Here is a 4464-nt window from a genome sequence, read left to right as displayed (position 1 = left end):
CAATGACTGTCTTCGGCACTTCGCGCCGTGCCGAATGGCCGGTTTCGGGATGGCGAAACGGCCGACTGAGCGTCCAAGATTTGGGCGTTTGCTGCCAGCCTGGGTGGCGTCCGCTTTGCAGAATCCTAACATCCACAAGTGGGTGGTTAGCGGTCGTTCCGGGCCGTCCACGCCAGCACAGCAAACAGCGGCCATGCGAGCGCGCTGAAACCCCAGACCGCAATGAACGGGTAAACGACAACCGGCGCGTTCATATCATGGCCAAAGCGGGCCATGACGAGACAGCACGCCGCGAACACACTCACCGTGCCCACGAACCAGATCAAGGTCGCCCTGAATGTCATCACGTCGAAGTGATGAGCAGGAACCGACCGGCCGTCAACGACCGCAACTGGCGCGGTAGCGGTCATCAGCGCGGTCGCCGGCACTCACGTCCGAGATTGGTGGAAAGCCGCCGTTCGCCAATTCTTCAACGACGTCCGATTTGGTCAAATGCTCGAGCGATACGCGGCTCCCAGAATTTCTTTGCGAGCCAAAGTTGAAACACAGTGGAGTATACCACCGCGCCCACGAGGATGATGGCCAGAATGCCGTGCATTCCGCCGTCCTCGCTAGTTACGAACGATCGGAAATCGCTCGATTGCGCCGCGATCACTGTGAGCGCGATGAGAACTGGACCGAGCAGCGCGCTCGCTAAAAGGATGGATTTCTTTCGCATCATCGTCTGACAATCGCAGATTCGATAAGCGTCCGCTACTGGGCGACTGCGGATCGCCTGCTTTGGATCGCGGGGAGCCCGGTCCGGCTCCCCGCCATCGCCGAGGAGCCGGGTTGGGTTACACCTCGACGCCCTCTGCCAGCGCCAGCGCGTCCTCGACGTCGACGCCGAGATAGCGCACCGTGTTCTCAATCTTGGCGTGACCGAGCAGAATTTGGACCGCGCGCAGGTTGCCCGAAGCCTTGTAGATGATCGATGCCTTGGTACGCCGGAGCGAGTGCGTTCCGTACTCTTCGCGACGTAGGCCCACGCCGTCCACCCACTCATCAACAAGCCGGGCGTACTGGCGGGTGCTCAGTGGGCGCGCGTGATCGACGCGGCTCGGGAACACGTAGTCGTCCAGCGCACCGCCACGGCGCGCCAGCCAGGCAAGCAGGCTGGCGCGGGCATCCGACATCAGCTCGAACTGGACCGGCTTCCCGGTCTTCGCCTGGACGACGATCGCACGGGTACGAACCTGTTCACCCAGCACAAGGTCTCCGATCTTCATCCTTACGACGTCGCAGCCGCGCAGCTTGCTGTCGATTGCCAAGTCGAACAATGCGCGGTCGCGAAGGCGCCGGTGCTGATCGAGGAAGAAGCGGATAGCCCAGACCTGCTGGGGCTTCAGCGCGCGCTTGGCGCCGATCTTTCGCCCAGCGTTCCATGGTCGGCGCACGCACGCGGCCGGATCAAACTCTGACATACCCATATTCCTTCTCCTTTGGCCGTGATGGCCAAGGAGGAGAACGGGGCACCGAAGTCGTCACCGCCACGTCTTGCACCGGCTACCGGGGCGCCCTGCCGAAAAGCGGCCCGTCCGGGATCGCCCCACTAGCGGTCGTCGACGTTATGCGTATTCTCGCTATATTACATTTGCTTTGCTCTATACGCGGATCGCAATGGGAGGCGCGGCATTGGCGTTGCTTGTGCTCGGCGTCGTGTCTGAGATGATTTACTGGCCTGACCACTCATCATGGTGGTTCGTTGGAGCCGTGCTGCTGTGTTTTTCCGTCGATCTTGTTCGCATCTTGGAACGACGAATTGGCAATGCAGGCCTGCCCCGAACGAACGGCAAGTAACGCCCAATGTCGGTCGTTGATGGGCGAGAGGGATGGCTCCCGCGCTGCAGGGTCAGTGGTTGATTTTGTACAAAAAGCGCCCCGTGCCCGGTGTAGAACCAAAACCTATCAGTCGTATCGACTTGCCGTTGACGAGCCGAACCTCGCTGCAGCGGGTGCCGCCATCATATGATAAGCATATCTTGTTTCCGGTCACCCGCCAGGAGCCGCGCTCAGTACGGGCGACCACCGCGAAAACAGTCTTTTCCCACGACCCGTCCCGTCGAAAAGCTGCAGAGAAATCTGCACCCGGCGGGGAATCTCGCGAATCCGGCGTCAAAACTGCATTTGAGAATATCCGTCGGATCTCTTTGTGTGTCGCTGGGCGCTCATTTGTGCGGCTTTGAAGAGACGGCAAAACCTTGCTCGATACTGCCAAGTCGATGGAAATAATCTCACTTGGTTGCGCGGCTCCGCCTCCTGCAAAGCCAGCCACGAGAGCGACGATCAAGCCGAAAAGCATCATGGCCTCCAAGTCGATAAGCGATCTCTATCATGGATTCGTCAATGACCGCTTTCCACCACTTCCGGACGTGAGTGTCGGCGACCGCGCTGATGACCGCTTTCGCCCCAAAAGCGGACATAGGATTCAACGTGTTTCGGACCCAACAATGGTAGTCGGCAGTTAAGAGCTAGTTTGCTGTCCAAGGATCCGTTTTGGTCTTGCGGTCCTCACTACTTTTCGGTTCATCGGTGCAGCCCTCTTGAGAGCTGGAAAGTTGTACGTTGCTTAGCGAGACAAGCCGCGCACTAATCCTCGACAACACCCGCTTCTCGCTGTCAGTATTCTTCCCCCTCAAGGCATCGTTCAATACGATCTGCATAGCACTAACTTGTTTAGCAGAAAGAACATGTGGGCACGGGAGCACCGTCTCTACATTTCCGTGCTTATTAAAGATAATCAGTTTATCATATATGTTTGGTGTCCAGGGCCAATAGCCTCTAAACGTCAAATGGTCCTCAGGAGAAAAATAGGTTAATCCCTTACCGTCGACAAACCCTTTTTCGCGACCGTTATTGCATCTTCTGTCCACCAGCACCTGAACTGAAACCCAACGCTCCATTGCCATCCAGCTGATACAGCCCTCTTGAACAGGTGAGTACCACGTCCAATAAAAACCGTCTTTAAACGACCAATGCGTTGACGCAGACGATGGAATGTCAGGGGGTGCACAGCTGGCAAGCGCGACCACTGGCGCGATAGATAGCAATATCAGGGAGATTTTGGTCATCACCGCGTTTGTAGCGCCTGCGATTCTTTCTTGGAATATGATAACGGCAAACTCGAATGACCGCTTCCCACCGGCGGGTTCAACGGATCATCGCAACACCATGGCTAGTCTATCGGCGGGTGTTTCGAAGTCCAAGGTCTTCCTGGGTCGCTGATTGGGGCGCAGGGCGATGGCGTTGAGTTGGCTTTGCGAGATGCGCGAGAGGTCGGTTGATCTGGGTAGATATTGGCGGAGCAGGCCGTTGGTGTTCTCGTTGCTACCGCGCTGCCAGAGGCTGCGCGGGTCACAGAAGTAAACTTGCACGTCGGTGGCCATGGTGAAGGTTCGATGTCGGGCCATCTCCTTGCCTTGATCCCAGGTCAGCGAACGCTTTAGTTCCTTGGGCAACTTGCCGATCTGCTGGATGAGCGCTTCCACCACGGTAGATGAGTCCTTCCTCTTCAGCTTCACCAGCATCGTGAAGCGGCTATGGCGTTCGACGAGCGTCGCGATGTGAGTGTCACCGGCACCGGTGAGCAGATCGCCCTCCCAGTGACCCGGCACAGCGCGATCGTCGGCGTCCGCCGGGCGCTCGCGGATCGATACCATGTCGAGGATCTGTCCCTGGCCTGTGCCGGTGTTGGCGCCCTTGGCATGGCGCATCTGCCGCCTGCTGCGCAGGTGCGCCATGAGCTCCTTCTTGAGCACGCCGCGCGCCTGGATGAAGAGACTGCGATAGATCGCCTCGTGGGATATCTGCATGACTGGATCATCCGGGTACTGCCGCCTCAGCCAGCCCGCAATCTGCTGCGGCGACCACTGCAGCGCCAGCTTCTGCGCCACGCGCCAGCGTAGCCGGCCATGACACGCCAGGCGACACCGCTTCGGACGTAACGCTCGCTCCCATGCCAGCTTATCCGCCCGCGCTGCACGATATACCCGCGACCCACCATTACGCTCGATCTCACGGCAGATCGTTGAGGGCGAGCGCCCCAAGGCTCGCGCGATGCCTCGGATCGACCAACCTGCTGCGATCCCGCGCGATATCTCTTCGCGCTCCTCCACCCTCAACGCCCTGACCGCTCTGCGCCGCGGCGCTGGCGCGATCCCACCGTGCAGCGCCACGATCTGCCGAACGCCCGACTTGTTACGCCGCTCCAGAGCACGTGAGATCGCCGATATGCTCTGCCCTTGCTTCCAGCGCTCCCACAGCTCGACCTTCTGCGCCGGCGTAAACCAGATCCGTGACGTCACCATCGCTCACCTCCATCCTCTCAGATTAAAGGTGTTGCGACGACCCGTTGAACCCGCCACCCATTATCGGACATTCGGAGAGACCGTTCGCCTTCGACAGCTCGAACGGCGGGAAGTACTG

6 protein-coding genes are annotated in these 4464 nt (G+C 59.2%); all 6 read right to left on the bottom strand.

What is annotated here, in order from left to right:
• Window positions 1-146 precede the first annotated feature (146 nt).
• Entirely contained in the window at window positions 147-410 is a 264-nt protein-coding gene (locus IAG41_RS22730; RefSeq protein ID WP_187730989.1) for a hypothetical protein, read from the bottom strand.
• Between the two features lie 59 nt (window positions 411-469).
• Window positions 470-721 carry a hypothetical protein gene (locus IAG41_RS22725; RefSeq protein WP_187730988.1) on the bottom strand — a complete coding sequence of 84 codons (252 nt, stop codon included), beginning with the start codon at window positions 719-721 and terminating at the stop codon, window positions 470-472.
• 115 nt (window positions 722-836) lie between these two features.
• Window positions 837-1469 (bottom strand): tyrosine-type recombinase/integrase, encoded by a 633-nt coding sequence (locus IAG41_RS22720; RefSeq protein ID WP_187730987.1) that lies wholly within the window; start codon window positions 1467-1469, stop codon window positions 837-839.
• Window positions 1470-1891: 422 nt separating this feature from the next.
• Window positions 1892-2344 carry a hypothetical protein gene (locus IAG41_RS22715; protein WP_187730986.1) on the bottom strand — a complete coding sequence of 151 codons (453 nt, stop codon included), beginning with the start codon at window positions 2342-2344 and terminating at the stop codon, window positions 1892-1894.
• 166 nt (window positions 2345-2510) lie between these two features.
• The gene (locus IAG41_RS22710; RefSeq protein ID WP_187730985.1) at window positions 2511-3110 is read right to left on the bottom strand and encodes a hypothetical protein; all 600 of its coding nucleotides are present in this window, start codon (window positions 3108-3110) and stop codon (window positions 2511-2513) included.
• A gap of 87 nt (window positions 3111-3197) precedes the next feature.
• A complete protein-coding gene (locus IAG41_RS22705) occupies window positions 3198-4346 on the bottom strand; it encodes an IS30 family transposase (RefSeq protein ID WP_187730984.1) in 1149 nt (382 codons plus the stop codon).
• Between the last annotated feature and the right edge of the window lie 118 nt (window positions 4347-4464).

Source organism: Sphingomonas sp. JC676 (assembly GCF_014489075.1).
GTDB lineage: Bacteria > Pseudomonadota > Alphaproteobacteria > Sphingomonadales > Sphingomonadaceae > Sphingomonas.
The sequence above is the reverse complement of the archived record's forward strand: the minus strand, read 5'-3'. Positions and strand labels throughout refer to the sequence as shown.